The 25,203-nt window shown below is 55.1% G+C and carries 11 protein-coding genes; 4 read left to right on the plus strand and 7 right to left on the minus strand.

Annotated elements, in window-relative coordinates:
- The first annotated feature begins 2 nt into the window (after positions 1 to 2).
- The 4 genes from JIN78_RS13400 to JIN78_RS13415 are packed head-to-tail and all read left to right on the plus strand — an operon-like array spanning position 3 to position 10,910.
- Complete coding sequence (locus tag JIN78_RS13400; RefSeq protein ID WP_234037987.1) at positions 3 to 7,259, plus strand: toxin TcdB middle/N-terminal domain-containing protein; 7,257 nt, start codon at positions 3 to 5, stop codon at positions 7,257 to 7,259.
- Between the two features lie 23 nt (positions 7,260 to 7,282).
- Entirely contained in the window at positions 7,283 to 8,443 is a 1,161-nt protein-coding gene (locus JIN78_RS13405; RefSeq protein WP_200392493.1) for a tail fiber protein, read from the plus strand.
- A gap of 6 nt (positions 8,444 to 8,449) precedes the next feature.
- The gene (locus tag JIN78_RS13410; protein ID WP_200392494.1) at positions 8,450 to 9,709 is read left to right on the plus strand and encodes a tail fiber protein; all 1,260 of its coding nucleotides are present in this window, start codon (positions 8,450 to 8,452) and stop codon (positions 9,707 to 9,709) included.
- A gap of 10 nt (positions 9,710 to 9,719) precedes the next feature.
- Positions 9,720 to 10,910, plus strand: coding sequence for a tail fiber protein (locus tag JIN78_RS13415; protein WP_200392495.1), 1,191 nt, complete (start codon positions 9,720 to 9,722; stop codon positions 10,908 to 10,910).
- Positions 10,911 to 10,929: 19 nt separating this feature from the next.
- On the opposite strand, the gene brxL is transcribed toward JIN78_RS13415, so the two are convergent.
- From brxL to JIN78_RS13450, 7 genes are all read right to left on the minus strand, one after another.
- The gene (gene brxL / locus JIN78_RS13420) at positions 10,930 to 13,002 is read right to left on the minus strand and encodes a BREX system Lon protease-like protein BrxL (protein WP_200392496.1); all 2,073 of its coding nucleotides are present in this window, start codon (positions 13,000 to 13,002) and stop codon (positions 10,930 to 10,932) included.
- Positions 13,003 to 13,019: 17 nt separating this feature from the next.
- Entirely contained in the window at positions 13,020 to 15,563 is a 2,544-nt protein-coding gene (locus JIN78_RS13425; RefSeq protein WP_200392497.1) for a PglZ domain-containing protein, read from the minus strand.
- 19 nt (positions 15,564 to 15,582) lie between these two features.
- The gene (locus JIN78_RS13430) at positions 15,583 to 16,224 is read right to left on the minus strand and encodes an RloB family protein (protein WP_200392498.1); all 642 of its coding nucleotides are present in this window, start codon (positions 16,222 to 16,224) and stop codon (positions 15,583 to 15,585) included.
- Between the two features lie 3 nt (positions 16,225 to 16,227).
- Positions 16,228 to 17,523, minus strand: a complete 1,296-nt coding sequence (locus JIN78_RS13435; protein WP_267907077.1) for an AAA family ATPase — start codon at positions 17,521 to 17,523, stop codon at positions 16,228 to 16,230.
- 100 nt (positions 17,524 to 17,623) lie between these two features.
- Entirely contained in the window at positions 17,624 to 18,712 is a 1,089-nt protein-coding gene (locus JIN78_RS13440) for a hypothetical protein (RefSeq protein WP_200392500.1), read from the minus strand.
- A 5-nt stretch (positions 18,713 to 18,717) separates the two neighbouring features.
- The gene (gene pglX / locus JIN78_RS13445) at positions 18,718 to 23,016 is read right to left on the minus strand and encodes a BREX-1 system adenine-specific DNA-methyltransferase PglX (protein WP_200392501.1); all 4,299 of its coding nucleotides are present in this window, start codon (positions 23,014 to 23,016) and stop codon (positions 18,718 to 18,720) included.
- Between the two features lie 16 nt (positions 23,017 to 23,032).
- The coding region (locus JIN78_RS13450; protein ID WP_200392502.1) for a hypothetical protein at positions 23,033 to 25,203 on the minus strand (2,171 nt) is incomplete at its 5' end.

Consider the following 25,203-nt stretch of genomic DNA (forward strand, 5'->3'; position numbering starts at 1 on the left):
CGATGAGGCGCTCTTTTTTTTTTCTCGTCCTATCTGGGTTGATATCAGCCCAAACCCCCGATAAGTCCGCTGTCAAGCCCTCTGTTATCTCACTTCCGTCTGGCCCAGGTTCAATTGAAGGGCTGGGTGAGTCTTTTGAACCTCAGCTCAATACGGGTTCGTCGAGCTATGCGGTGAATTTCGAGGTTCCGCCGGGGAGGGCAGGGCTACAGCCTTCGCTTGGGCTGTCCTACAATTCCGGCTTGGGCAACTCCTTCGTGGGCATTGGGTGGACGCTTTCGATTCCACAAATTAAGCGTCAGACGGACAAGGGCTTTCCGAGCTACAACAGTAGTGACACCTTCCTCTTCAATGGCGAAGAATTGGTTTCTTTGAGTGACGGAACGTTCCGCTGCGAGAACGAGACCGGGTTCCAACGCTTCAAGCCTATCGACTCGAACAATGATTTTCTCGTCGATGCCTGGGAAATGACGGAGCGGAATGGAACACGACATTTCTTCGGTCGACATCGTGATGAATCGGGCCGATGGAGCGTAGTCGAGCATCCGACCCATGCTGGCTCAGACTTTGACCGCACTTATTGCTGGGGTTTGGACCGGACGATTGATTTGCACGGCAATCGCATCGACTACGAGTATTTGTTGGGGACAGGGATGCTCTTTCCGTCGCGCGTCTCCTACAGTCATAGCGGGAGTCATGAGCGCGAGGTGACTTTTTCCTATGAGATTCGGCCTGATGCCTTTGATGACTATCGTCCTACATTTTCCTCGAGAGTTGACCGGCTGCTCGTTGGAGTGACGATGTGGACCTCTGGCGCGCGTGTGAGGAGCTATGACTTGGAGTATGAGCACGCTGAGGGAGACTCTTCGCCGTTGTCGTTTGAGGAGCAAAATGCCCGGGTGGGTGCTTTTGATCTGGGGGTCTCGGTCTTAAAGCGGGTGGTGCAGTATGACCGGACGGGAAGCAACTATCTGCCTCCGCTCATTTTTCACTACAGCTTTCTGGGGGGAGGGCTGTCCAACGCGAGCGTGCAGGACACCGCATCGGTTCCGCTTCTCGACCTCGCGTCGGCCAGTGGCGAGGTTCAAATTGTCGATGTGGATGGCGATGGCCTCCCCGACATTTTTTCGAGCGAGGCGCAGGGCTTTGTCCGCACCCAGCAGGTGTGTTTTAACGAAGGGCTCAATGGAGATAGTGAAATTCGATTTTCTGCTCCTAAGTTGGTGTCGAATTCCTCGTCCATCGACTTGAGTTTACCGGGCTTCACAATGGCGGATTCCCAAGGAGACGGGCTGTCGGATGTGATGCACCTTTACGATGAGTTCTCGGGAAAACGGATCGCGGTTTACGCCAACAGGGCGCGACTTGATGCTGACACCGGGGAACTGGGATTTGAATCCACCCCTTCCGCTCCGGCCGAAGTTTTGGATTCGGCTCCGGCTTGGGTCGACTTGGGAAATCCGGCTACGCGGCAGATGGACTTGAATTTCGACAAGGTGCCGGACTTTCTCTCTGCGGAGGCAGATTTTACCGGTTTGCAGCTCTCTGGCTATTACAGAGACGAGGCTGGAAACTGGCAGCTTTTTCAAACCCAGACGAGTTTGCCTACCAGTGCGACCTTTGCCTCCAATGGCGTTAGCAACCCGGCGGTTAAGTTGGTTGATATGAACGGAGATCGTCTCCTCGATCTCGTGTATCTCACCACCACAGGTTCGGGCATCGGAGCCACCCTCAACGTGCGCTACTGGCCCTATTGTGCGCTTGGAGAATGGGGTGCGGAGAGGGAGATGGAGTTGTCCTTCATGGATTCCTTTCAGATCGATGGAGCTGACCTGCGGGACTTTTATGTGCAGGACTTCACTGGGGATGGTTTGGCGGACATTATCAAGATCGACGGGTCGGGTTCTTCTTCGAATGTGACTCTGCGGGCCAATATCGCGGGCACGAAGTGGTCACAGCCGATTACCAAGACGGGGCTCCCCGAATACCGCCCGCGTGCTGGCACTAATGCCACCACCTTCCGCACCGCTGACCTCAATGGCAATGGTTCCACCGATCTCATTTGGCGCAATACGGGCTTCAATAATACTTGGAAGTGGCTCGACCTCATGCCCGATGCCGGAAAGCCAAACCTTTTGACCCGCATCGACAACTCGCTCGGAAAGGTGACGACCATTGAATACGGCAATGCTCATGAGGACTATGTGCGAGCGCAGGACGCGGGTCACCCTTGGAAGACCAAGGTGCCCTTTGCGATGCAGGTGGTGAGGCGCATGGTGACTACCTGTGGCTACGACCTCAACGGTGACGGCCATGATGATGCCTTGGTGAGCGAGTTCAAATACCGGGACGGATTTTATGATGGTTTTGAGAAGGAGTTTCGGGGCTTCTCCTTCGCTGAAAGGGTGGATTATGGAGACGATTTTCTCTGGGACGATTCCCTGGGCGTGATTGGCCAAAGTGACGGCTGGGATGTCGGCTCGACTCCGACTGGTCAAGTTAGCGGACCGACCCTCGTCACGCGCTACCGCTTCCACACCGGAGCCGCCGATCAGCAGGACAATGATGAAGAGCCTGAGTTTCCTGATGCCGGGCTCGTGGATGAATTCACCGCGAAGGCGGGCCGGGAAGAGGAGTGCTTGAAGGGCAGGCAGCTGCTGGAGGAGAAGATTGATCCCTGGGTGCTGCACAATACGAGTGCAAGTGACTTTGACAAGGACTGCGCGTCCGCCTCCGAGACGGGGCTCTATGCCTCCATCACACCCGATGATTTTGTCTATCAGCGTGCGCGCCAATTCTGGGGGGTGCGGCGTCTCTACCGACCGACCGAGGAACTCACCACTTGGGCCGATCAAGACCGAGATGGAACCCTGACCCAATATGGCGACGTGGCCCCGGTTCCTGCGGGTCGGTTTACCAGTCCTACTGTTGTGGCAGGCAACGGGCGCTCGGTCAGCTTCGCTTTTGTAGCAAAAATCGAGACCGACATCTTCGAGGCCAACGGGCTCCTGAGTGAACATCTCGACTATCCTGAGCGGGGGAGTCTGAGCACTCGGAAGTCCTTCGACTACGACGACTACGGCAATTCGACTATGGAATTCGACGAGGGTATTCTTGGCGCTGACTACGACGATGAACGGAAAGTGGTCACGAGCTATGCTCTCGGAGGCGAAGCCTTGGACCGCTGGATCATTTCCCAGCCTGATACCATTCTGACAACTGACGAGAGCGATGCTTTTGTCAATAAGACGGTCCACTTTTACGACGGCACCGAATATGAGGGCGTCCAGGGAGAGATTGGAAGCCGAGCTCTCCTGCATCGGGTGCAAAGATACATCGACGCGGAGACTGCCATCGATGCCGAGCGGTCCGCTTACGACTCCTACGGCAACGTCACAGGGATGCGCGACCCGGACTATGGGCATGCTGAATACGGAGTAGGAGGAGGGCACTCCCGCACCATCGGCTACGATGAGACGTTCCACACTTTCCCCGTGTCCGAAACCATCTCGGTCGGAGCAGGCAATCCCGACCTCGTCATGGAGGCGAGTTACGATTTTGGTTTCGGCACGGTGGAATCCTCAACGGATTTTAATGATAATATCACCGATTATGAATATGATTCCTTCGCCCGCCTCGTCGCCATCATCAAGCCGGGCGACAGCGTGGAGAGTCCGACTCTGCTTTATGAATACCAGCCGTTCGACCCACTCCGATCCCAAGCCTACACCTACGCCCGCGATGGTGAGCTGACGGTAAACGACTATCTCGACCTTGCGAGTCGGGTCATCACCCATGCTCGCGAAGAAGCTGGGGGGGGAGTCTACATGACGCTGGCTTACACCGATGGATGCGGGAAAAGCATCGCCGAGATTGGGGAAGACGAAGAGTCCGGCCAATGGGTCGTTTCAAAGGCAACCTCCTACAATCTTCGAGGGGCAGAAGCCGCGACATGGCTTCCTTATCAAGTCACTGCCACCGGTCCGCCTACGTTTGCCAAGGTCTGGCCGGACGGTCGTCCTCCGGCGGGAGAGACGGTCGAGCCGGCCATTGTAAAGTCTGACCACCTTGCTGATCCCCTGGGACGGGAAATTCGGGTCGTGCAGCCGCCAGAGGACTGGGACGACGACACTCGGATGCAAACGCTGACGCATATCCTTCCCTTCGAGAAACGCCTCTTTGACGAGAATGATGCCGATGGCTCCTCCATCCATGCTGGGACTCCGCTGGTTCATTTTGAGGATGGCTTGGGCCGTCTGGTGAAAGTTCACGAGGTCGTGAAGCTTGATGACGAGGGCGAAGTCTCGGAAACGGCGTCCAATTGGGAAACGGCCTACACCTACGACCTCAATGACAAGCTCACTCATATCCTCGATTCCCAGGGCAATCAGAAGCACATGGCCTACGATGGACTCGCCCGATTGACCTTCATGGACGACCCCGACCGAGGGACGATGGATTACGTTTACAGTCCGGCCTCCAATCTCGTGGAGACGACCGATGCAAAGGAGCAAGTTATCAAATACACCTACGATGGCGTCAATCGAATCAAGAGCGAGGACTATCAGGATGCCGCCGGCCTGGAGCCGGACGTGAGCTATCAATACGACGCGGGGGTCGCTGGACTCGATTTCGGCAATGGTTCCAGCGGAACCTCCGCCAATCCCAAGGGCCAACTCGTCGGAGTCACTGATCTCACCGGAGAGGAGCATTTTTCCTATGATGAACGGGGTCGACTCGTTTGGCAGGTGAAACGTTTGCCGGATGTGGTGTTGTCCCAGGTGCTCGTTTCCTACCAGACTCGCTATCAATACGATTCTCTCGACCGGGTCACAGCCATGGTCTACCCGGATTCGGATGAAGTGGGCTACACCTATAATGCCCGGAATCTTCTCGAGTCCATCGATGGTGAGACCGTCGGCTCCGTCATCTCCGACATCGACTACCGCCCCTCCTCCCAGCTCGATTCCATCACCTACGCCAACGGCGTCTCCACCACCTACGACTACGACCCGCGTCTCCGCCTGCACGATCTGCAAACAGCAAACTCCCAACAGCAGACTCCGCTCATCGACTTTTCGTACACCTTCGACCCCGCAAACAACATCACCCGCATTGATGACGAGCGAGACCTGACCGGAGAGCCAGAGGCCGAGCAGCGACGAAACACCCAGACCTTCCAATACGACGACCTCTATCGTCTCAACCAAGTCGCCTATCCTCTCCTCGTCGGGGGAAGCGAGGGCACCATTGATTACCGTTATGATCGTCTCGGCAACATGTTGAAAAAGGAGTCGAATATCGAGCATTCCGAGAACGGACGGTCCATCACTCATCTCGGAACGATGAGCTACGGGGGCTCTTTGGGAGCGAGCGACCGGGATGGGGGGAGCACGACCATCGCTGGTCCCCATGCCCTCACCAGCGTGACTGCAGACGGCGGACGAAGCTACCCCTACGATGCCAATGGCAACATGACCGATATCGACGGCCTCACCTGTGGGTGGGACTTTAAGGATCGTATGATCTCGGCGGAAAACGACCATATGACCGCCCGATACGCCTACGACTATACCGACCGTCGCGTCATCAAGGAGGTCACCGCAAAGCCGTCGACCGAGGGACTGCACACTTCAAGCTCCCCACAGCAAACGCTCTACATCAACAAATACTTCGAACTCCGCCCCGGTGAACCGCCAGTGAAATATGTCTGGAGTGGCGATACCCGCGTGGCCCGGGTCACCAGTTCACTGCAAACCACCGCCGCCACCAAGACTCAGCGGCTTCGTTTGCAGCAAGGGTGGAATCTGCAAACAGTCACCGTCGGGGAAGGGCAGGGCAGCTTGGACCCGGAAGCGCAGCCGCTACTCGATGCAGCAGTTTGGTGGAATGAGGGAGACGGCGATTGGTCACCCATGAGCGAGGCCATGCCGCCGCACACCCCGGTGTGGCTACATGCCAATGGGGAAGGTGTGGTTGGCGTCACAGGAAGTCGGGCTCCTCCTGCGGATCAGGCAATTGTCGCCGAGCAAGGGCAATTCGTCCGCAATACGGGGGATACTCCAATGCAACTTGATGAGCTTCCTGCCGATGCCGACCTTTGGCTCTGGGATAGTGAAAACCAGTCTTGGCAAATCAGATTCGCAGGAGAGCTCGCGGGCTTTTCGGATTCTCTCCCGGAAGAGCTTCCCACCAGTGCGGCCCTTTATCTGCAAAGCTCGTCCACCGCCGAGCAACTCGACCAAACTCCCGAGCCTGACCTTCAAGTCCGCTTCTATCATCAGGACCACCTCGGCTCCTCCAGCGTCATCACCGACCAGAATGGCGATCTCTTCGAGGAAATCGCCAACTACGCCTTCGGCCATCCAAGGCATAAGTATCGTCCGCGAGGTTTGGAGGAAGCCTACGGGTTCACCCAGAAAGAGCAGGATGCGGAGAGTGATTTGCACTATTTTGAGGCGAGGTATTTGTGCGCGAGTCTAGGGAGATTTAATCGGGTGGATCCGGTGGATGCTGTCTCTGAGGCAGTTCGCATCTGTCTTCCCAAGACTCAAAACTCTTATTCATACTCACGAAACAACCCTGTTGTATTTGTTGATCCTACTGGGGCAAGTGACAAATCATCTGTAACTGTGGTAGATGAAAAGGTTGAAATTATCAACAAAGGAGGAAGTAAGACGGGTGGCTTTTTTCAAATGAATGCCTTGGAACGAAAGCTGGGATTTGGGGCGAGTATGAAAGAGCAAATTTTCGGTGCTACTGCTGAAGCGAGTGCCTATAGTATGAAAGGAGGATACCAAATCGGCGGAAAGAATATTAATCAACAATTTTATGGTGAGGTTAAGGCTTTTGCGGTTGGAGCCGATTTTGGATATGTTGAGGGAGGGCTTGGTTTCGAAGTTAATGCTTGTGTGAAGAAGGGTTCGTTGGGAACTAGTTTTACTTTCGGGAATGTAAATTGTAAGTTTGAAGTCGAGGGCTGTGTAGGAGGCGCGATTTTTGCAGCAAAGCTGGGTCCAAAGAGCAAAATTGCTGCAAGCTTTCCAGGCATTGGAGGGGCAGGTTTAGGAGGAGGGTGCGAGTTGGATTTAACTTCTGTAGGGTATGAGAATTTTAGTAACGCTAGTAAGGAACTAAGTAACTTTATTGCCCATCCCAGCCCGCAAAGTGACGATCCACTTGTTCGGTCATGTGGCTGGAACTTGGGTTGCTATGTCGAAAAAATCGAATCAGCTCTTCAGTCCGGTTGGACGCCTTAGAACCAAAATAGAAAGTTATCTCAATGAAAATTTCAATCATACTTTTATCACTAGTATTCTGTGCTGCCAAAGCTTCCCCTCAGCTCCTACCCTTCCAAGGCCACCTCACCGACGCCTCCGGCTCTGCCATCGCCGACGGAGCCAAGGTCGTCCAATTCAAAATCTACGACGCCCCTGTTTCCGGCACCCCCGTGTGGGCGGGAGAAATTCATAAGCTGTCGGTTAATGGAGGCTTGGTGAACACCATCCTCGGAACGAAGACATCGTTGAGCGACGTGGACTTCGCCGAATCGCTCTATCTTGAACTTACCGTCGATGCTGACGACAGTGAAACCATTACCGCTGCCGATCCACCCTTGTTGCCCCGACAGGTCTTACTTCCGGCAGTCTTTGCCTCCGAAGCTGGAGAGGCTCGGGAATTGGATGGGTATGACTGGGCTTCGGTTTTTACGACGGGGGACCCGTCAACTGGCAAGTTGAAACCCGAGATTGTGGCCGCCAATACCATTCCTGCCAATGCGATCGTTGCGAACAACTCGATCCAAAGTTCACAAATTGCCTCAAATGCAATCAATACAGCTGAGCTGAGAAATGGTGCCGTCACAGGGGCCAAAATCGCTGACGGCACGATTGAGATGCAGGATTTGGCGGCTGAACTCGTCCGGCAACTCCTGCCTCCAGGAACCATTCAGGCCTATGCCGGGACAACCCCTCCCGACGGCTGGTTGATGTGCGATGGTTCGATTGTGACTCAAGCCGAATTTCCTCACCTTTGGCAAGCCATTGGAAGCTTTCACGGTGCTGGTAGTCCCGACGATGGCGATTTCCATCTCCCGGATTACCGAGGCCGCTTCCTTCGAGGAACAGACGACCCTGATGGACCGGAAGGTGCGGAATACGTCGCAGCAGGGAATGACCCTGATGTCAGCGATTCCGAACGTCCCGCGATGAACTTGGGCGGAAACCAAGGCAACAGAATTGGCTCTGTCCAAGATGACGAGTTTGAGAGTCATGAACATGAGCTAGCGAATGCAAATGCCTCGGGCTTGGGGCAAGGGGCTTTGGCACGTTCAAACGTGAGTGTGAGCGCTCCGGGCGCAATCAACACGTCCAGATGCTATCGCGTCGGAGGCTCTGAGACTCGTCCCAAAAACGTATATGTTAATTTCATCATCAAATACTAGCCAATCATGAAAACAACCATCCCCATTCTCATTGCCATGGCGGGCCTTGCTCCTGCCGCCCCGCAGCTTCTGCCCTTCCAAGGCCACCTCACCGACGCCTCCGGCTCTGCCATTGCCGACGGCGCCAAAGTCGTTCAGTTCAAAATCTACGACGCCCCCGTTTCCGGAACCGCCGTCTGGGCGGGAGAAGTTCATAAGCTGTCGGTGAATGGTGGATTGGTGAATACGATCTTGGGGACGAAGACAGCATTTCCCGAGCGTTATGCGGCCGAGACAAAGATTATGTTCTCAGAGCCGCTGTATGTGGAAGTCACGATTGATGCGGATGGAGATCAAACCATCACTGCAGCTGACCCGCCACTGCTACCGAGGCAGGTTCTACTTCCAGCAAACTTTGCCCACGTGGCGATGAGTGCCGAGACGGTTGAGGGTGTGGACCTTCTACAAGATGATATGACGGGTAAAAAACTCAATCCAAGTGTTCTTCAGGAGGGGTCGATTCCAGGTGGGGCTCTTGTGAGCGATTCGGTTTCCGCAGTAGAGATGGCAGAGGGATCAGTCGAATCTGAAGAAATCGCAGACGGCTCAATTCAGCGTGTTGATCTTTCTCCTGAAGTTATCACAGCAACGGTCCCAACTGGGAGCATTATGCCCTTCGCTGGCCCTGAACTGGACCCAGTGAGTGGACTTAGTAATATACCAGATGGCTGGCTCCTTTGTGATGGCTCTGCGTTGTATTCGGGCGATTACCAAAGTCTTTACGAGGCAATCCATCAGCAATGGGGAGACGGAACTGAGGCTGGTGTGGACGCGCTCTTTTCTCCAGTCATTGGCGGTGGCAATGTCACGGATTTCAATTTGCCCGACCTTCGTGGGTATTTTCTAAGGGGAAAAAGCGGTCCGTCTGGAAGAGACCCGGACGCGGCAGATCGAGATGATACAATGGATGTTGGAGGTAATATTGTGGATTTGGAGATTTCCGGCCAGAAAACAGGAAATGAAGTCGGATCGGTCCAAGCGCATGAATACGGGGCTCATGCTCATTTGATGATCAATCCCGGAGCAGACAATAGCGGAGGATCCCCTAATCCTTCGAATGGCGCAGGGAACTCTCCCCATATACTTAACACTACGGGGGCCTATGGAGGCTACAACTACCGGTTGAAAGGAACCAGCGGTCTGCCGACTCAAGGTTTGACTAGCAAGTCAGGAGGAAATGAGACCCGGCCGGCGAATGCCTACGTAAATTATATAATTAAATATTAAAACAACCATCATGAAATTAGCCGCGCTTATCCTGTTGTTCCCTGGTATGGGCTTTGCCACGCCCAGTCTTCTGCCTTTCCAAGGCCATCTCACCGCCGCCTCCGGCCAAGCCATCGCCGACGGCCCCAAAGTCGTTCAATTCAAGATCTACGACGCCCCTGTTTCCGGCAACGCCGTGTGGGCGGGAGAAGTTCATAAGCTCTCGGTTAACGGCGGACTGGTAAACACGATTCTTGGAACGAAGACATCGTTGAGTGGAGTGGACTTTGCGGAGTCGCTCTATCTTGAAATTACCGTCGATGCTGATGGTAGCGAGACCATCACCGCCGCCGACCCACCCTTGTTGCCTCGGCAGGTTCTGCTTCCATCCGTTTTTGCGGTAGAAGCAGCGGAGGCTCGGGAATTGGATGGCAGCGACTGGTCCCTCATTCTTGACTTCGACGAGGAAGGGGACCCGGCCTCTGGTAAGCTGAAACCTTCCGTCTTGCAGGAGAACAGCATACCCGCTTCCTCCATTGTGGCCGACAACCGTATCGTCAAGGAGCAGCTTGCGGATGAGTCAGTCGGAACGCTCGAAATCGTCAATGGCTCAATCAAGGAGGAAGATCTTGAGGTCGAGCTGCTGAGAAAGCTCAATCCACCCGGAACGATTCAAGCCTTCGCCGGAACGACCCCGCCAGACGGTTGGCTCATGTGCGACGGATCCGTTGTCACTCAAGTTGAGTATCCGCATCTATGGGACGCAATCGGAACTTCCCACGGGACAGGAGGAGAATCTGAGGGCGACTTCAATCTTCCTGATTATCGGGGTCGCTTTCTTCGCGGCACCGACGATCCAGATGGACCTGAAGGGGAAGAGTATGCCGCTGCAGGACTTGATCCAAACGCAAGCGATGCACAGCGCCCAGCAATGGCTCCGAATGGGAATGCTGGCAACCGGGTAGGAAGCGTCCAAGCTGACGAGTTCAAAGAGCATGCTCATCGTCTTTGGGCCAACCGGACATTTGTTGGTGCTGGCAACGTTGGCTTTGACCATCCGGATGCTCAATACCGAACTGACATTTCTATCACAGGGCGAAATAGCAACGCTTCACCAGCTTACGTCAATTCGAATGCGGTGGGGCGCAAATTGATGGAAGTTTCTGGTGGCCCTGAAACCCGACCGAAAAACGCTAATGTCAACTTCATCATCAAATACTGATTTGTGTTCTAGGGCTGGCTCAATCTTCTGTTTTTAAATAGGTAATCGTTGTCTCCTTGAGCATTCGGAGCTGCAGATCGTTCGCTCCGATTTCGAGCCAGTCTTCAGGGGATTGGTAGATGTCGAGGCCGCGTCCGAGCTGAATAGTCCAGCCGTTGTCAGCTCGGATTTCGCGGTCGTGGAGGGTGTTGCTGAAGCGAATTTTTAGAACGATTCCGTGGTCCGCCAAGCTGGTCTCGATGGTCGTCAGTTTGGCGAGAACCTCGTCTTTTTCGTATTCACTGTCGTAGGACGTGCAGAGGCTGATTTCCTCTACGGAACCGAGCTCGACGCACATTTCGCAGAAGCGCACGAAGTTGACCACTTGGTAATGGGTGCGGATGTAAGGATCGTCGAGCGCGATCTTTTTGGCTCCTTTGAGGTGTTTGGCGAAGAGCTCCTGATAGGAACCACCGCGATCCCCGTGGTAGAGCCGCCATTGACCTTCCTGAAGCTTTTCTTCGGGAACGAGGGTAGGTTCGTCCGCGTCAGATGATTGAGCGGGTGTCGGGACGGTCTCTGCTGGGGTGGGTGGGTTTTCGAGTTCTTCGGCCGGAGCCAGTTCTTGCTCGCGGGTGGGCTCCAGCATGGCCCGGACCCCTCTGGACTCAGGACACGAGATGATGATTTCTTCGCCCTTGCTATTGAAAAAGCCGAGATCGATGGCTGCGAACTCATCGTCTTTTTTCCTCTTGTTGAGCTGTTCCTTGACCCGGCGGCGAAGCTCTATGGCGTAGGATAGGTATTCCTCGAATTCATCGTCCGTGGGCTCTTGTCCGGGATGGAGGAGTTTGCAGAGAGCGGAGACGGTCTTGATGACCCCGGCTTCATCACGGCCTTCGTGAGCGGAGTTGAGCCGGGCCCGCTGCTTGACGGTTGAGAAGAGGTTGACCTTGCCAAAGAGGTAGTGAAAGGCCTCCGCGAGGTAGTCGGTGATCAGTCCGTAATTGTCGGTGACCAGCTTGCTGCTGAAGGCGGGAATTTCCCAGCCCGGGACATAGGAGTGGAAGCGGTGAATGACAGCCAAGTCAAACTGCGGAGGGAGCGGACGGCAGAGGTCAAAATTCTCCGAGGCGACGAGGTGGGGAATGGAATCATCGATGTTGCCGACAAAGCTCATGCTCGCCGGGGCAATCACTTCCGCTCCGATATTGAAGTGCCCATTCGCCATGTAGTCCTTCAGGATTTGAATCGTTCCCGGATCCTTGACCTTGATGCCAGCCACCTCGTCGAAGGCGATGACATCCCAATATCCGATGATGCCGACCTCCTTGCGAACTTTGTTGTAGAACAGCGTCGCGGTGGAGGTCTGCCCGCCACTGATGAGAGTCGAGTAGGGGGTGAATTCACTGTAGACATAGGACTTTCCCGTTCCCCGGGGACCAAGTTCTAAGAGGTTGTAGTTCTGTTCGACCAGGGGGAAGAGGCGGGCAAGAAAGTGCAGCTTCTCGCGCGGAGTCAGGGCATTGGGTTCTAACCCCACAGAACGCAGCACCAAGGCCATCCATTCGTCGCGGGTAAACTCTTCCCGGCCTGCGCAAAAATCCTCATAGGAGAAACGTGAAATTTGGATGGGTCTCAGGTCCTCAATGTAGAAGGTGTAGTCGTCGTCTTCGACCTGATTGTAGCAGACCGTGACTTCGCACCATAGGCCTCCTTCGAGCAGGCGGTCATTGTCTTTATAATGACGTTCATTGATAGCGATTCGCTTGGAGCCAAAATTTTGCATCTCGGCCCAATGCCTTTTCTCTTTTTCGCTATGAATGACGCGAACCTTGTCGATGAAGCGGTGGGAGTCTTGACGCTGGACTTTTGACTGAGCGCTGTTCGCCTCATTAGGGCGCACGTATTGGGTCTGGATGGTCTCAGTGACCGCTTTCAGTCCCTCCTGAATCTCGTCAGGGTCGTCGGTTGGGCAGTAGCGGGCGAGGAGAAACTCCAAGACGAAAGTGGGAATGTTCGTTCCTTTTTTGATCCGCTGGACAAGGTCCTTTCGAACACTGCGACCTTCGAATACGTCGTTGATTTTTTCGTCGAGAGTGTCGGGTTGCATGGGGGTTGTAAAGTTGCTTAAATGGTGGGTTCGTAGACGAGATCCAGCTTAGCGACATCGCGCTCCGTTTTGACATCTCGAACTCGAATTTTTATCGGGCCTTCTTTGGCTTCGTCAGTGAGGCGTAGTGAAACTTTGATGGCATTTCCGGGGGCAATTCTGACCAGACCGGTGGAGGAGTCCACAGCCTCGTTGGAGCTTGGGGTGCCAACGACCTCGCCGTCTTGTAAGGCGACGAGGAGGAACTGGGTGCTCTCATCGAGAAGGGAGGCGCTGCCTGGCCAAGAGAGATTGACGGCGACGATCCGGCCCGAGACTTTGTTGCGCTTTCGGGTCAGATCCAGCTCGGGGAGCTTCTTGGTTTGATGTTGAGATTTGTTGGACCCCAGATGAACCTCAAGCGATGAGACCAGAGATTCCTGAAGGCTAAGTCCTTCGTGGAAGTATTCGCTCCCTTTGCGATAGACCGCGAGCTTTCGGGGTGCGATGAAGTAAGGCTCCTCGGTGGGGAGCGAAATGGCTTGGGGAACGAGGCGGATAGAATCGGGGGCTTCGTCACCACTGCCGATGAGGCAGCGCCTTTTGTCGAGCAGCCACTTCCCGGATGGCTTGCTGATTGTCGAGCCAGCATCCAACTCGTCCAGCCAAATGAATCCGTGGTCAGTAGCAACAATAGCAATGTCATAGTCAAGTTGCGCGGCAGCTTCGATGGACTGGTGAATCTGGCGGAGGACGTTTCGCAAATGGTTGCGGAGCGAGAGACTACTCTCTCCGGCCTCATCCAGCTCGGTGCTTGTGATGACGAGTAGGTCCGCTTTCTCGCACTCCTTCTTGAGCGCCTTTCGTTTTGTCTCCTTGCTGTTGTTCTTGAGGAAGTCATCCATTCGCATCTCGCGGAAGCGTTCGCCAAATGCTTTATGGATGACATCTAGTCGGGCGGAGCGAGTGGTGACTTGCGTATCGCCGTGAAAGGGTTCCAGTTTGCCGTTTGCGCTCCGGAACTGAAGTTTCGTATCCGCCTCGGGCAGAAGTGCCGCCATACCAAACCTCGTTACGCAGGGGAGTTGTGCTGCGGAGAGCTCCAATTTGGTCTCATAGGATTGGCTGAGATTGTATTCGAGTTGTTGCGCGAGTTCCAGCCGGAGGGCATCGACCATCAGGTAGGCCACCCGTTTTCCTTCATTCAGATAGTTTCTGACGAGCCGGTCGAACAAAGTGGCATTGGCGGCCACCTTTTCAAAAGGCCAACCTTCGCTCGTAATTTCGGTAAGGAGTCGGTCTTGAAGTTGATTGAAGAAGACTCGGTATTGGGAGTGAACCTTATCTGCCACCTTCTCCACCTCGGCACTGGCTTGGTCGATTTCATCGATGGCTTGCTCGAACTCCCGGTGATAGCGGTCGACCCGGGAGAATTCATTTTGGTAGAATTGACAGAGGTCGGAGCCCTTGCCGGGGACCTGCTTCAGTTTCTCCTGCGTGGCTTCGATCTCGTGGAAAGTGCGGAGGGAAAGTTCGACAATCTTCCAGAGCAGGCGGCGCTCACCCTCCTCGGTCCAAAGCGAATGGCGATGGGTTTCCAGGATTTCACTCGCGATATTGTAGGAGCCCGCATTGATAGCGGTGACCGCCTTGTTCAGGAAACGGGCTTCTTCGAAGGCAAAGGTGTCGCGCTCCCCCAGATCGTTGAGGGAGGCGCATTCCTCTTCGAGCTTCAGCTCCTCTTGAATCCGATTGGCTTCGTCGCGATAGGATTCCTTGGTATCATCATTTTTACGAAGCTCGTCACAAAGTTCGATGACCAGGCTCGTAGCGCTTCCGCTGGCCTTGGGTAGATGCGACAAGCCTTCGGGCAAGTCGGAGGGAAGATCATGTGCGAACTCGCTGAAGAGGAGATATTGCCAGAGCTTCTCCCGGATCGTCGGAGGCTTGGTGGCCCGGGAGTCGAATTGAAACTCGATGGTGCGTTGGGTCAGGCTCCGGAACTCGGTCACCCAATCGGAGCTCTCGGTGAGGTTTTGCTCAATCTCGGAGCTAGGAGCGAGGAAGCGGGAAAGGATCTTCGTGAACTCGCCGGTGCCGAAAATACCCTTTAGGCGGGGGATGGCATTCGCTCCGTCTTGCAAGCTGTCGATATGGCTCAGGATCGGGGGCTCCCCAGCGGCAAAAAGTTGATCAATTTCCTTCCTTCGGTCCTTACAATAAGAGTAGCAGAGCTGTTGGTAATCATCTCGCGGGTTTCTTGGAAAGAGGGTGCCACATTGGATGAAAGCCGTGAAAGGATGGACACGCTTGGCCGCGTTGTCGACTGGTGCTTCTTCCGGCACATAAATCAGCAGTTGTGATTGGTGAGAAGTGTCCTCGCAGAGGGATTGCCAGACCTTCATTGCGTCAAGGCGAGAAGAAAGAGGTCGGTTTCCGGCGTCGACGACGGTGCAATGCTCATTGGCGAGGGAAAGACAGATTTCGTGATAACGTCTGGCAGGATCAAAGACGACGAGAATGCGTTTGTCTTTGAGGCGGGCGTGGAAAACGGAATCGCGAATGTGTTCGGCAAAGGTCATGACGAGGCGTTGTTCGGTCTTAATCGTCCTGGGAGATGTTTCCAATGTCCAAAAGCCTTTTCACCAAGTCATGAATGTTGGTCGAGGGGTTTGCCATCTGTGGCTCCCGCTCCCCAGAGAGTTGCTTTTCCAAGCGCTCGGCATTTTGGAACGCTGTGGATAATTTACTCTCCAGCTCTTCGAAAATGCTGTCGTCCGCTTTGTCATAGGACCGCCCCATCTTTTCCGCAAACCGCCGCGCGAGATCGTCACGGTGGGTGGGGGTGTCGAGGTAGTCGTAGTGGAGGAGATACCAGAGTTCGAAGGCTTCGTTGGCCCAGATGATGGAAACATCGTTGTGCTTGTAACCCTTGCTGAAAGCTGCGCGATAGCGGTCGAGGGGATGTTCGTCTCGGTCTATCACACAGTAAACATGGACGTAAGGCTGCTTCTTCTTCTGTGCGCGATCCTTGAGTTCAAGTCCACGCTCGACCACGCTGATGGTATTGCCGCAACCGCCAACCGTTTCGATCTCGACCAGTTTTCGGTCGAAAGGGAATTTTTGCAGGTAGAGGCGGCTGCTTTTTTCGTCTTCACAGACGATGAGAAAACGCCGGAGGTTCTGCTTTCTCGACCTCTTATCGCGGGTGCGCTCCCAAGACTTTTTTTGTCGTTTTGGCAAGATTCAGGGGGCTTGGGGTTCAAGGTGAGAGGTTCGAAATTCATCCAGTGCCACGTTCGGCCGCCCACCGAATAGCCCCATCATGTAGTGCTTGTTGAAGCGGGTCGTGGGCTTCACTTGATTGACATCGAAATCCGAAAGCCGTTTGAGAGAGGTGTGTCCGGTGTCGTCTTTCTCGGTGATCCAAATTTGATCTCGTCGGAGAAGGTCCGGGGTCATGAGGCCTACATCATGCGTTGTGAGAATGAGTTGGGCCTTGGTATGGTTAGAACCACTTTGGAACCAGTCGACGATTGCTCGGGTTAATTCCGGATGTAATCGCGCCTCAAATTCGTCAATAATGAGTATCGCACCCTCTTCAAGGGTGTGGAGAATGGGACCTGCCAAGGCGATGAATTTTTGGGTTCCTTCTGATTCGAACTCGGTGATATCCCACTTGAGAGAGCCCGAAGAATGGCCCCGATAGTCCAGCACTTTTCTTTCGCTGAAAATCTCGGCGTTTATGATTTCCTTCTTGCTAATGAGTTGACGGCGAAGAGAGGTCGGAACCGATTCCGGCAGGTTCTCTTCGTTTGCGCGTTCGAGTTTGCTGGAGAGGCCTGCAATTTGAAAATCCGCTTTGCGGGCGAATTCTAAGATTCGTTTCTGATGGACTTCTTCCTGCAGCTGCTTTGCCGTAAAGCTGAAGAACGAGAGTTCGGTAAGTCCCGAGACAAACCGAAATTGACGGAACCAAGCAATGACCATTTGGGCTTCCTTGACATCAAAGGAGGCACAAACGGTCAGAAAAAGTGAATCTTGTTTGGTCCGGTTTTCGAGTCCCTTGGCTTCTTTATACTGATTCGAGTTGATTTCGATATTCTGCTTCTCTCGGGTGAAGAGGACGACTTCTCTCCCTTTTGGCCTCTTCCGGAAAAGAAACTCGGAATGGATTCTTTTCGAGTCCAACTCGATGCCGTAGCGATAGCGATTGCCGCGCTGCAAGAATTCGATTTCAAAAAAGCTAGGCTTCTTTTCTTGTCCCTTGCGAAGGAGAAAGGGATGAACAGGAATTTCGGGGTCTTCCAATCCCTGGGAAACGGGAGCCAATACCGTGGTCCGCAGCCAATTCATGGCATCTGCCAAATTGGATTTCCCCGAGCCATTCGCTCCGAATACCGCTGCCAGCTTGAGAACGTTTCCAGCCTCCGTTCTTACTACAGCGAGGTCTTCCCGTTTGTTGTCGCCCGTAGCTTCGAGCGAAAGGGTTTCAAGCTCGCGGAACGAAAGGTGGTTCGCAGTGCTGAAGTTGAGAAGCATGGGCGAAATATGGTGCTAATTGGCGATTTTCGAAAGAAAAATGCGAAAAATGTCATCGGAGGCAGAGGGGTCTGGGGTTTTCTCTCGAAGTTCAGAAAAATTAAGGGGGGGATTTTGGCTGAATCCGCTTCCTCACCTGTTGCTTCCACTTTCCGCTACGGCCGTGGATAAGGCGGGTGACTTGGGCTTGGGGGCTTTCGAGGAGGTCGGTGCGGCAATACTTGGAGAGTCGGACCCATTCGCTGGCGGGTAGAAAGTAGATGGCATTGCCGGACCAAGGGCTCTCCAGCACGGCGTAGGTGGAGCCTTTAAAGAAGTAGGCCACGTAGTCATTGAACTCGTCTTTGCCGAGGTAGGCTTTGACGGGAGAAAGCGATTCCATGAACTGAAGACGCTCGGGGAGGTAGCGGCGAGAACGGAGCTTCTCCCTTTCGCCTTGGAAATACTGGTGCAAACGTCGATAGAATCCTTCCCCGCTTGGCAGGAGTTCCCAGGGCACTTGGGAGTAGAGCAGTCCGCCCCGCTCTTTCGCTCGTCGGATTTCTTTGCTTTGTCGGCTGAGTATTTTCTTAAAGAAGAGGCTCTGTGAATATTCTGTTCGAATAAGGTATTGGATTTGAGCACTTTTTTCATAGGCTGCTTGAGCCTGGAGGTAACGTTGGTAGCGGTCGAGGTCAGGCTGATGCTCTATTATCCATCGACTGTGTCTTTCTTTCCACTCTAAGGCATCATCTTTTTCCTTCTGAAGAGATGTGAGGATTTCTTTGAGTCTCTTCCTCGGTAAATGTCTCGTCGGAAACTGTCGCTTTTTTTTGGGATTGTTGTCGTGGTATCGAATTTCGTTTTCCCAGTGGGCGATTTCTTTTTCTTGTTGTTCTAGCCACAGGTCGAGGGGTTCTCCCGCAGGCAGAAAATCTGGGGGGCGAGGTGGTTCGGGAGGTAAGACCGCCACCGGTTGAGGAATTTTCCATTCGCCAGTCGCTTCAGCAGGCCAAGGGATGAGCCTGTCCATGGCCTTCACCAACTTCAAAAGAAGGTCGAGGTCGGTGGTGAGAGCGTAAGGCAATTTGCCGGGGGCGGTCTTAGGGTTGAGGCAGGCATCAATATAGACCCGCACGGCGTAAAAGTCATCCAGAGTGAGAGGGTGGCCATCCCATTCCCACTGCGATTCGGACGAAGAGGAGCTCATTTTTCTCACAAGGACTCTATGAGGCGGGCGACGGTTTCGTCGGCGTTTTCTTTGGGTTGCCAGACTTGTTTGCCTTTGTTGGTGGTGACTTCTTCCCAGAGGTCGGACTCGTAGCCGTGGGCGATGGCGAGGGAGCGGTCGGTGGCGCATTTGGGGATGACGCGCTCGGGCCAGAGGGTGTGGGAGAGGTGGGCCCAGTCGTAGTCACCCTTCTCCATTTTGGTCCAAGTGTCCTTGAGCTTCTTTTGCCAGGGTTTCAGGCGGAAGAGCTTCCAGAGGGGGGCGGCGGTGATTTGGACGCCGTCGTTGAGGTTGGGTTTCCAGATTTTGGCGAGGCGTTCGAGTTCGGAGCGGAAGGTGGCGAGTTCCCCCACCAGTTGATTGGAGCGCTCGTAGAGGGTTTCATCGGCAGAGGTGCGGGCGTCGCCTTTTTCGCGAAGGGTGATGAGGGTGCGTTCGACCTCCTTTTGCTTGGGCTCGATGAAGTGGGTGATGCAGGTGTAGAGCGTGTCGGGGGTGAGGCGGTGGTAATAGAGCCAGAGGGTGTAGGTGCCGGACTCGGTGGAGAGGGGCCAGTAGATGGGGGCTTGGCGGCGGCTCTTGCTGTAGCGCTTGAGGTGGTCTTTGAAGAACTTGCTCCCGGACTTCTTCTCGGCAAAGTAGTCGCGCAGGGATTTGACTCCGAGGATTTCGCAGGCTTCTTGCTCAATGGCTTCGCTGCGGTCTCCCCAAATGACGGTCAAGGCGTCCCGCACCCGTTGTGCGATGTCTTCTTGATGCTCGCCATCATCGGCCAAGATACCGGGCCAAGAGATGCGTAGGGGGTAGTCGTCGGGCACGTCTTCGGGCGAGGCCGGCAGGCCGTCGGCGTTCTGGAGCATGCCGGGCGGGCAGACAGGCAGCGGGTCGAAGGGGTCGGGCAACTCGGGCGGCTGGAGCTCGCCGGTGGCGTAGCGGATGTCCCAGCGGCCGAAAGATGATCCAATCACGCAACTTAGCAACGAGTCCGCGAACCACTGCAAAGTCTGCTCGTTTACCAAGTGGTTCGAATTTAGGTGTTCCGCAATAACCACCGGACTCGTGAGATCATCAAAGGACTGCCTAAATAGGTCTGAGGCTTGTTCAAATCCGAATCGGCAAAATCCAGGACGTTCTCGTTCAGGTCGGACAACCGACGCTCCACCACTATCGCCGTTGAAAGCTGTGTATATATCGAAACCTTGGTCTCGATTAACTTCGCGAAGAACTTGCTCATCCAAAGAGCACCCGGTATTGACCGCCTCATCAATGAATGCAAGAAGTTCGAATAGGCGGACCTCGCTCGTCCTATCCAGACTTTTGAAGGATGCAGCAAGATCTTGGATGGTCGTATTTGAGCCCGGAACAAGAAACCCTAAGCTATGGAGAGGGTGAACTTCCTCTGCAATTAGTGCTTCCTGCACCAATGGGATTAGCTCCCTGACACGCAAGCCAATCTCATAGACTTTATCGTCGCTGAAAGGGAATGGGAGGCGTCGGAGATATACATCATTCTTGTGCAGTCCCGCTGTAAGATTCAGGTAATAGGCTGCAAATCTCGAATTTAGATAGCCGAGGACACCCAGAACAAAATCGGGGTCTGTATTGCTTGGGAATACGGCGATGCCTTCAAACGTGAAAATCTGATCCGCTGGTAGCACCTGAGCATTGAACCGGTCAGTTCGCTTTCCGTATGTGATTCCAGGTCGACCGTAAAGATGAGTGCGTTGGATTCGTATCCCGACATTTCCCTTCAGATACGGATAGCGATTGTTTAAATCCGCGATAGCCCGTTTTCCATCGTCCTCCCAATCACATACCAGGAAATCTGCGCGATGATAAGGTGAGAAGGAGCCTCCGTTACACAGTCTCACCCACCGTGAGCTGAATCCTATGGAATCCATCGGAACTTCCCACCATAGGTCGAAAAAGTCGGCTTGAGGAGCCGCTCCAACTCCTGCGTCGTCGAGCATGCTTCCAAGTGGAGGTGCAGTTTCTGCCAACGTGAAAAGAGAATCCGAAGCCCAATGACACAGTGGTGAACTTGCTAGGCTTGAAAACTTCGTAGGAGGCATTTGGCGCGTTGCCGGATCTGTTGAATCGATAGCTAATCTCTCCAATTCCGCTTTCTTGTCGTTCTGGAAGCGCAGGTCGTAGAATTGAATAAGGTTTGGAGGCGGCGCTTTTCGGATGATATAGGCAGCAGTGTAGACGTAGGCTCCATCTAGAACGGACTCGCCGAGATTCGCTAAGTGCTCTAGACACTGCTCTTGAAGGAGCATCTCGCGGTAACCCGAGAAATCCGTGTAAAGGACGAACGAGCTAGAAGTGATGCATCCGACAAAGCCTTCCGACTCTAGAAGCGACAAGTTTCGATCTACAAACGCGCAGTAGAGTTCAACAGCGTTGTCCTTATAGCCTTTCTTCAGATAGGTCTTGATTGCTGGAGATGCCTCACCAAATGGTGGATTCATCACCACCGCGTCGTATCGTTTTCGGCAAAGATCGATGAACGCGAAGCCATGAGCGGCATCTTCGGCAAAGAGTCGACGCTGGTAGTCGCCCGCTTCGGCGGATTCGGCGTAGGCTCGCAGGGCGGCGTAGATGCGTTCTTCGGCGGTGTCCCAGAAGTCCGTGGTCAGTGGTCGGTGGTCAGTGGCCAGGGCTTTGTCGATGCCAGTGAGTTCCTGCTGGGCGCCGGGGCGGAGAGTCTGGTTGAGCTCTTCCGTCGAGAAGAGGTCGCGTTCGGCGGTGCCGAGTTTCTCCCACTTGGCTTTGGCCTCGTCGATGGCGGTGCGGATTTCTTCTTCGATCTTGAGGAGGGTCCCCGCTTCGCCCGCGAGTTCCATTTTTCCAAAGACTGTCCGGACGAGTTCGGCCAAGATGGGCGAGTCCAGCTTTTGCAGAAAGTCTTCGAGCATGGTGTCGCTGCCGGGCATGGGCTCGGCGCAGACGATGTGCGAGCGGCGGACGCGGGGGCGCGCGGCGGTGGGGGTGTCTTGCCAACTTCGCTGCGCCCGCAGCCAGAGGGAGAGGCCCGCGATCTGGACGGCGCGGGGGTCGATGTCGACCCCATGCATGTTGTGTTCGATGATCATTTTTGGCACGTCGCGCATGTATTCTTCTTTCGACGCGTAGAGGTCGGTGAGGGGTGCATGGGAGTGATCAGTGATCCGTGATCGGTGATCAGGGGAAGATTTGTCGCCTTCGGCGATGCAATTGTCCCAGAACTCTTCGTAGATGACCTCAAACAAATCGAAGGCGTAGAGGCCGAAGTGCATGGAGCCACAGGCGGGATCGAGGAGGCGGATTTCGCGAGGGTCCTTGAGGGGGCGGTGAGGGATGTGGACGGGTTGCTTGAGGAGCTCTTCTTGCGATAAGGTTGCGTGGTCAGGGTCTTCTGCAGGGGCGCTTTCCCCTTCGGCGAGGAAGATCTCGGTGGGACGTCGCACGAGGTAGCGGCATTGCTCGGCGAGGCGGGTCTGGCCCTTGGTCATCTCATACCAGATGCGGCCGAGGGTGTTGTCGGTGAGGAACTCGACGACGTAGCGGGGGGTGAAGAATTGGTTGCGGACGGCGAGCTCGCGGGAATTGCGCGGGGCGGCGGAAGCATCGCGCATGGCTTTGCGCTCATCCTTGCTGTTCCAGTATTGGTAGATCCAGCCGATGGTCTCATCCTGAGACCAGAGCTCGGCCAGCTCGTGGTGATTGAGAATAGCAAGGAGCTCACGCAGGGCCTCGGGACGAGGAAAGAGGAGACTGTGTGGCGAGAAGCGATCAAAGAGGACCCCAAGGTCCAGAGAGAGCTCGTCGAAGATGGAGAAGAGGAAGGTGCGGTAGCGCTGGTCGCGGTCGAGATGCTGCTTATCAGCGACCATCTCATAGAGTTGGAAGGCATCGGAATCGAGGCCCTTGCTGACAACGGGATAGGGAAGGATGCCACGCTCCTCGGCCATGCGGACGGCACAGAGGCGATTGAGAATGGTGAAGCCCTGCTCCTGAATGAGGTCGTAGACGTGGGGGTCGTATTTCTTCCAGGACTTCAGGTTGGCTCCGGTCGCTTGCTTGTGCGCGATGAGGTCGCGGAGGGTTTGCCCGAGCTCGTAGCCGGGTTGGTCGAGATTGGGCACCTCGTCCAGGGCGGCCATGGTGCCGTCGGGCTGGATGCCGTAGGTCTGGAGAAGGGAGGTGATCTCGCCGCCGGGCTGATTGTATTCCCCGCAGAGAAGACGGCGAGCATCGGCGACGAACTTGGAGAGACGATTGCGGGTGGCAGTGTCGAACATGGGAGAGAGGGCAGGGCTATTTTTGACCGAAAGAAAGATAGATGGTTTTGCCCTGAGAAAGCGCGTCCTGGCAGGCGGTGAGGGCGGCGATGGTGGTCTCCAGCTCTTCGCGGGTGGCGATGCGAGCTGGTAAGGTGACCGCGTGGGTGAGGTCGGGCTCGGGAGGTGCGGTCGCCTTTTTGACCTCCTCTTGCAGGGAGAGGATCTCGCCGGAACTTTTGGCAAAGCGGGCGGTGGCTTGGGAGAGTCCCTGCAGGGTGGGATCGGGTTGGAAGCTGAGTTCCGAGAGGCGCTGCTTGATCTGGGCGGCGGCGGCGTCATCGAGTTGCTGGAAGTCCGGGGAGCTGATGACGGTGGCGGCTTGTTGTTCCTGAGTGGTCTTGAGCTGGGAGAGCTGCGCTGCGACATAGTCATCGACCCTTTTTTTCAGATCCTCGTAGGTGTGGGTGAGCGAGGGGAGGTCCTTATGGAATGAGCCGTCCTGAACGCGACTGATGGTCTCGGATCCGGCTTCCTCCAATTCTTTAAGTAGCTCGGGGGCGTAGTTCCGGGCTTGGCTCAGGAGGGAGGTGAGCTCCCCAAGGGTCTTTTCTGCGCCGTGGTCGAGGGCGGATTTCAGCTCCCGGGTCCAGAGGAGATCGTCGTGGAGCTCGCTATCCTCCGCACCGAAGATGGCGGGGGCATCGGAGCCGTCGCCAGCGAGGGCATTGGTGAGAGTGGAGCGGAGACGGGAGAGACGGTGCTCGGGGAGACCGAGATTGGAAACACGGTCGGGAAGGGCGTCGATCTCCTTGAGGAACTTTGGAACATATTCGCGAGCGACATCGGAGATGCGCTGGGGAAGGGGGAGGACGTTCTCACCAGTGAGATCGACCAATCGTTGAGCGGCCCGCTGGCGGACCTCGGGGGAGATTTGGTCATTGTTGGGGACGATGACGACGGTATTGAAGGAGGTGTTGGTCTTGAAAGCGGCGAGGGCCTGGTCGCCAATGACGCTGTAGTCGTGACCACCGACCCGGATCTTGATCTTTTGGTCGTAGTAGAGTGCGGCGACGAGGTAGCGGGTGGTGTCCTTGCTCCACCCGAAGGGAGCACGACTGAATTCGTCGAGTAGGCGTTTTCCCTCGGGATTGGGGTGACGGCCAAAAAAGTCCTGAATCTCGGCGAGGGCCGGGTGGGCGCAGTTGACGTGGGTTTTGCTCCCCTGGATACTGACAACGCTGAGAGGGTCGTTCTCGGAGGAGATTTGGGAAAGGTCCTGCGTTTTCAAGAAAGCGGGGGCGACTTTGGCCGGCACATTCTGGTCGGCGAAGGAATACTTGCTGAAGACCTCGGAGGCAGAATCTTGCAATTGGTTCTTAAGAGCATCATGAAGTGACGAGCCACGATTGAGCACCGCATTGGCATCACCGCGGAAGATGATCCAGCCATCGGCGAGAGCCTCCTCCAGGAACTCGCGCACCTTCTGAGAATTAGTCTCGGCCTGATGTTCCTGACCTTTCAGGTAGCGCACGACCTCGGAATCGGAGTCGTTGCGATGGATGCGGGCGATTTCCTCCGACCGGTAGATTTCCTCGGCTAGCTTCTCGATTTTGGGAGGCAGTTCGGCAGCCAGGTAAATAAGGGCGGAGTTCTGCGAGCCTAGGGATTCAGTGACGAGTTTGGATTTCGTTTCTTCCAAGAGGCCAGCCCCAACCAGCTGGATGAGGAAACGGAGGGTGCGGTCCTTGCCGATGACTTCCTGTTCGCGCATTCCGTCGAAGAGGCAGATGCCGGAGTCGATTTTCTTGGTGCCTTGGAGATTGACCGAGGGGGTGCGCTGGAAGAGTTCGCGCATGAGGCGGCTCTGGATCTGAGCGCGATTGGTTGAGGTGACAATGAGGCCGATGCGCTCGGACTCTACCTGGGAGACTTTCTCGCTGAGGAAGGAATAGCGGCCTTCCTCATCCTCGCCGATTGGGATGACAGGGTCAGCCTTGAGGGTATCGAGCGCCTGGCTGACGTGGTCAGTGATTTCCGGGCTGGTGGCCGAGGGATGAAGGAGAGCGCAGAGATTTTTTAGGGAGATGGGGAAGCCCTCGATCTGCTGCAGGTGAGGTGGACCCCGAAAATCGGGCCAGGGGTTAAGCGATAATTTTGGTGGTGAGGAGCGGCGAAAAACGCCAAACCCAACCAAATAAAATGAAA

The organism is Roseibacillus ishigakijimensis, assembly GCF_016595415.1.
Taxonomy (GTDB): Bacteria; Verrucomicrobiota; Verrucomicrobiia; order Verrucomicrobiales; family Akkermansiaceae; genus Roseibacillus; species Roseibacillus ishigakijimensis.